This is a genomic window from Vibrio genomosp. F10 str. 9ZD137, assembly GCF_049974785.1.
Classification (GTDB): domain Bacteria; phylum Pseudomonadota; class Gammaproteobacteria; order Enterobacterales; family Vibrionaceae; genus Vibrio.
In genome coordinates this window covers 1-5,358 of record NZ_JBNGCJ010000667.1, presented here as the reverse complement: position 1 = coordinate 5,358, position 5,358 = coordinate 1, and the positions used below count along the sequence as shown (strand labels likewise).

The 5,358-nt window shown below is 37.8% G+C and carries 2 protein-coding genes; both read right to left on the bottom strand.

Translation table 11 applies throughout. From position 1 onward, the window contains the following. Positions 1-86: 86 nt before the first annotated feature. The gene (locus tag ACP45E_RS16115; RefSeq protein WP_017038490.1) at positions 87-3,902 is read right to left on the bottom strand and encodes an RHS repeat protein; all 3,816 of its coding nucleotides are present in this window, start codon (positions 3,900-3,902) and stop codon (positions 87-89) included. A gap of 110 nt (positions 3,903-4,012) precedes the next feature. Then, positions 4,013-5,035, bottom strand: coding sequence for a hypothetical protein (locus ACP45E_RS16110; RefSeq protein WP_017038489.1), 1,023 nt, complete (start codon positions 5,033-5,035; stop codon positions 4,013-4,015). Between the last annotated feature and the right edge of the window lie 323 nt (positions 5,036-5,358).

The window sequence follows — 5,358 nt, the reverse complement described above, 5'->3', positions numbered from 1 at the left end:
CACACCAGCAAATGCCGATAAGCAACTTGCCTGTTTTAAAAAGCGTCTTCTACTGGCTTGATACTGCTGGATTCTTTTCATAACATTCATCCTTCACCATATGGAGTATAGTTACGGGTTTTCTTGTCGCGTTCGGTTGTATCTTCAACGGTCGATAAAGATTCAATGACGCTTCCCTGGCTGTTGCCAAATAGGAACTCATGCTGCACATAATTAGCCTCTCCTTTGACACTACGACCAACAAAACCAGGGGCAACGTGAAGATAACTAGAATGAACTCCACCTGATGTTTCGTTGACTAAATCTCCTTTACTGTAGAAAAGATACACTAGTTGCTCCTCTACAGTTTGAGACACCATACGACCATCTCCGTCATATTGATATATCGATAGTTCTTCATCAACGTTATTCTCTACCGAGGTTAACTGGCCTAACTGGTTATAGATATAGGTATTTCCACGCTCATCGTTCAACATGTTTCCGGCTTTATCATATTTGATATGTATATTGGATGGATAACTAGGATGGGTGTTAGTGATGTTCTCTAACTGAACTGGGTTAATAGGATTGTATGTATACACCGCTGTATTCATTGTACCTTGAGAAAAGTGGCTATCGAGCTGTTTGATATTTCCGTATAAGTCGTGACTAAAAACCTGCTTTACGATTTGATGACCATATTCGTCGGATGGGATATTCGGTCCGCTGCAAGTATATGTCTCTAAACGGGAAAGATTGTCATAGGAAAAAGTTTCAGTGGTTTCACCTAACGCGTCGGAATATGTTCTCGTTTGGATTTGAAGGTTGCTATTGTATGTTTGGTCGATTGTGAACTCTTCTACGTCATTAAACTTGGCAATACGCTGTGTTTCCATGCCAATGCTGTTGTACTCTATCTCTATTACAGCTTCATCTTGCCCTCGTTCGGTACTGTATTTCCAAGGGCGACTATAACTGTCATACTCAATATGGGTTGTCGCTGTAGTACCAGATACATACTCAGTAATGGTTTCTGGCCGCCCCAGAGAATCATACCCATACTTTTTGTAGTTATCGAAATAGTCCTCGCTCTTTAGCAATCGCCCTTGAATCGAATACTCTTCTTTCGATATTCTTACTTCCCCATCATTAAGTTCTATTTCATCGACTTCAACTCGACCAAGAGAGTTTCTGGTGACGGAACGTTTACACCCTTGATTAATACTATAAGTCGGCAGTGCAGATTGTGGATCAAAACTATAGTGGCAGGCAAGCTCGGGAGTTCCTCGTACCGAAATTGATTCTGTGGTTTGAAGATTAATATTATTCTTCAAATCTATAATACTGCCATCAGGCAATGTCACACTTTTGGGCTGATTATAGGCCGCAGTATACTCATACGAGTGAATACCCCCATTAACCGTTTCTTCTTTCAAGCGACCTAGCCCATCAAAGTCCCTTTTACCGAGAACAACATTATTAACCGTTGCACTTTTGACCAACTCTTCATTAGTGAAGTCATGGTAGGAGTAGGATTCAATAATAGGCTTCCCATCAATTTCCCTCTCGATTTCCTCAAGCCTATCAACCATGTCATAGCGATACTTGGTGACACGACCTTGAGTATCTTTGGTACTGCGAAGGTTGCCAAAACCATCATATTCATTTTCTGTTTTGGCGAGCAATAGCGGCGATGCGTCTGCGTCGGTCGTATTCTTTTCAACCACGAGACCAGCTAAATTATAAATGCTGGTCTCTGTTAGCAAGCCAGTTTGCTCGTATACTGTCGTTAATGTCACTGGGTTTTGTTCAATAGTTTCAGTCCTGCCATCTCCATGCGTTATTTTCTTCACCTGCCCATTAGAGTCATATTCAAATTTCGTGGTGATGCTAATTTCTTTCACTCCTTTCACTCCTTTCACCCAATCGTACTCCTTGCTGGATTCCAATTGACCAAATTCGTTATACCGCATGGATTGAACAAGATAATCTTTCCCATCTATAGAACGTTTTACTGCAATGGTTTTGCCCGCATTATTATACTCCCTAATTTCCATGTTTCCTTTGGCATCGGTTTGAGTAACTTTATTGCTTCCAGCGCCAACAGCGTATTTGAATGTGGCTTTTGCGGAGTTGTCTGTATCTGGGGCCACGGTGCTTGTGCTTTTTCTACCAAGAGAATCATAAGTTACTCTGACAGTTGGCTCTCCGTCGTCAGTTTGTTCGATGGGCAACCCTCTATGACACTCTGTTGTTACAGACGAAATTTTTGTCAATTGGTCGTGAGTTAACAGCGTTGCCGTGGTTTTTAACCCAGTGGTTAGAAATTCATACTCAGCTGTCGTTTTGTTCTCATAACCATTGATCTTTGAAACCGTTTCCTTTAAATAACCATAAAAAGTGGGTTGTTCACTATTTTCATAATAGCTTGTGGTTTCCGTTAGATTATCACCACTTACACTCTTCGGTACGATAAAATACTCGTTAGGTTTATCTATTCTTGCTATAGATTTATATTCAAACTTATGAACCCGCGGTTTTTCCTTATACTGGGTGATAACTGGGGAAAATTTATATTCTTTTAATCTAGAAATCATTCCATTAGGGTCGACTGGGCATTTACCCACTTCGCCTTCGGCGGGGTAGTAAGTATAGAGCTCTTTGGAACCGTCAGCTTCTTGCACAAAAGTTAGATTCGCATAGTCATCATATTTGTATTTCTTAGTGGCACTTCTTGATTCACCATTCTTATAGTGAGTAGTCGTCTGTTTTATAGGCAAACTGTAAGTGGCAGGTTGTTTTTCAATACTATTATTTAAGTTGGCGCCGTACTTATATTCCTCTTCTTTATAAAGAACATCATTGTCATAATGTTCCTCGGAATCTAATAGATGATATTTGTTGTACTTTCTAACTGTTACTTTGGATTTGTTGACTATCTCTGTGGTATTGTACGTGTAGTTTGCTGAAGATTTAAATAGTGTATCCTCGCCCGCAATCCATTTTCTTTCACTAGCGAACCCGAGATAATTTTTATCCGAGTATTCGTATTCTGTAAGTGTAACGGGTTGATCGTCTTGCTCGTCACCTAAAGTAGGGATAATTCTATGACTTTGAATAAACGGAATTTTTAACATAGGGGCGCCATCGGGTAAGGAGTGGCCTTTATCCAAATAAACCATTTTTTCAACTAGCCCGGTGGGGTGAGTGACCTTTTCTATAACATCGTAATTCGAGCTAGCTATATATCGATAGTCAAGTTCAATGTTAGGTAACCCTTTATCTAATTTTATTTTAGATAAACGACGATAGATCCCATTTCCTGATTTATTAATTATAACTGACTGGACTATAACATAGTCAATTTCATGGTTAACAATAACCTTCGTGTCGACATTACTCCAATCAAATTTTATTTCCCTCCCCTCATTATCATAAATCTTATCAAGCCTTCCTGTCCAAATATTGTAGTCAAAGTAAACCGAATGACCTTGAGGTGAGGTGATTTTTTTCAAATGACCGGATAAGGAACTCAAATATTCACATTCCCCTTCTTTATTCACTACTTTCAACTCATCACTTTCACTCAGGTGAAATATTTTAACATCCTTAAGCTTTCTATATGGAATTTTATACTCATCACTACCCCACGGCTTATATATTTTAAAAGATTGTCCTGTCGACAGACTTATTGACCCTGAGGTTTTATCATAATGACTAAGAGAAACTGACCAACCCCGACCAAATCCAATATCTACCGTACTGCCTGCACTATATGATAGGGTAATAGGTATGCTGAGCCCTAAAGTTCGATGCGATAAGAATTGCATCAATGGAATGTTAACTGAATACATTCCAGTCCTTACATCTACTCCAGACGAAATACTGTCAATAAAATTATTAGCGTTTGATTCCAACATCATACAAAATAACCCCTATAGAATTTAATAAAAATAATATCAGCGGGACAACCGGGTATATTCATGGTGTCCCGGATAAAAATACAATTATATAAACTTAGTACAATTTCATATCATTCAAACTTATAATATATTTTCCCCTGGCCATCAGAGTAAGGATTATGTCTCGACAACTCTATTTTACCTTCGTTACCAAAATTATCTCTATAGGTTATTTCTGGGCAAAGTATGGTTCTATTAACTAAAGGGTTTACATTCGTTTTTGTTGAAAAAAGCTTGTAACCGCTAACCTGTACAATAGTGACGGATTTATTTGTATTATAGTTAAAACTTTTGGTCATATTATAATTACCGCCAAATATGTAAGAGAAAGATGATTTTAATTCATCTCCTTGATTTGTATTAAATAAATAGGCTGCACTGGACGTATCCTTTTGGGATAGGGAAGATGCAATTAAATATCTTTCACCATCATCATAGTACGACGTATCACACCCGCCTACATATTTAATTTCACGATTTCCTTTTAGAGTAAACCTATTCGTAATTATCGCATAATAACCGTTTTCAAAAATATACTCCTCTGCTGTTGTTAACTTTAAATGTTCAAAAGAATGATACTCCTCCGGGAGTACCGTCAAATGAACTAATCCTTTGTTTGCATCTCCATTACAAGTTGATAAGGACGCAGGTTCTTCACTGGAAGTTGATGAAAAATGAGCCTCTACGCAGAGTGTAATGTCAGCGCCACTTTCGTGTGTAGAAAGGTAAAATACCTCAGTTGTTATATCATTAGAAGTAGTTGAAGAATGCGATCTAGGGATATATGTTGATTCAACATTATGATCATATCCATTATCAATTGAACTTTTATTCCAAAAATTTGGAAGTTCGGAACTTGTATATGCTTCTTTGAGTTCAACTTGATCAAGTCTATAGCCGTCAGGAATATGCTTAATAATAACGTTTATTTTCGCCTGCATATTCCCATTGGCATAAATTGTCGCTGATGATGAACCAGAACCAGTATTAAGAATCATGCTAGGTGCTGCACCTTTTGCTTGAGATATAAAAGGCAACAACAATGATAATAAAGTAGTAAAAAATATTATTCTAAACTTTTCAAATATGTACATAACTTTGTCCTTATTAGTTGATATCCTCTGGAGTAATCCTAGTTATTACTTTTACAACTACGATCGCCAGGCTTTCTATATTAAGAACTTAATTTTCAGTCTCCATTATTTATCTCATTAGCTAGTATTTAAAATTAAGAACCAGAAATTAACAACCATCTACTGATATTTTTGCCTACAACATCATAAATAACAAAGTGTTTAAGTTTTCATACCTGAGAAATGGCTGTACATTGAGGTCGCCGACTAGATATCAGGGACCTTTATCGATAATTCAGCTCCTCATGGCAGCTTTGTTGGGCTTTGTTGCCGAAATCGAATGA